Genomic DNA, 844 nt, shown 5'->3' with positions numbered 1-844 from the left:
ACGCGGCCGAACGCGGCCTCGTCGACGACGTCATCGACCCCGCCGAGACCCGCGACGTGCTCATCCGCTCCCTGGAGATGCTCCGGACCAAGCACGCCGACCTGCCCTCCCGCAAGCACGGCAACCCCCCGCAATAACGGAGCACCCTCAATGGCCAAGCAGGAACGAGCGCTGCGTACACGCGAGGCGCTGATCACATCGGCCGCCACGGTCTTCGACCGGGACGGCTTCAGCACGGCCTCCCTCAGCGCGATCAGCGCCCGGGCCGGAGTGAGCGCGGGAGCGCTCCACTTCCACTTCGCGAGCAAGGCCGCCCTGGCCGGCGCGGTCGAGGACGCGGCGGCCAGACGCCTCGAAACCCTCACCCGGGCCCACCACGGCCCGGCGGGCAACACGCTGCAACGCCTCGTCAACGCCTCGCACGAACTCGCCCGCGGCCTCGCCGGCGACGTGGTGCTGCGCGCCGGCTTCGATCTGAGCGGTCACCGGATCCGCCGGGAGGGACGGGACCTGCGCCGCCAGTGGCAAGGGTGGGTCGAGGAGACACTGGAACGGGCGGCCCGCGAGGGCCTCCTCAACACCGTCACGCCCGAACAGGTGGCCAGCGCCGTGGTGGCGGCGACCACCGGCTTCGAGGTACTGGGGACGCAGGACCCCGAGTGGCTCGCGCCCCGCACCATCACCAGGTTCTGGCAGCTGCTGCTGCCGCGCCTTGCCGCCGCCGACCGGCTCGGCGGCAAGCTCCGCCTCGGCGAGGTGGGCGGCATACCCGTGGACGTCGGAGCCGAGGCGGTGTTCGTCCAGCAGCCGGCGGTCCTCGACCTGGCCCGGCACGCCGGCCTGG

The 844-nt window shown here is 73.2% G+C and carries 2 protein-coding genes; both read left to right on the top strand.

The genetic code is table 11. The features are described from left to right. Positions 1–137, top strand: a 137-nt coding sequence (locus GUY61_RS41410; RefSeq protein ID WP_166632685.1) for a carboxyl transferase domain-containing protein, incomplete at its 5' end; no start/stop codon positions are given. Between the two features lie 13 nt (positions 138–150). Further along, the coding region (locus GUY61_RS38685; RefSeq protein ID WP_166634948.1) for a ScbR family autoregulator-binding transcription factor at positions 151–844 on the top strand (694 nt) is incomplete at its 3' end.

This window comes from Streptomyces sp. GC420, assembly GCF_009916105.1.
GTDB lineage: Bacteria > Actinomycetota > Actinomycetes > Streptomycetales > Streptomycetaceae > Streptomyces.
This window is presented reverse-complemented; position numbering and strand designations above follow the sequence as displayed.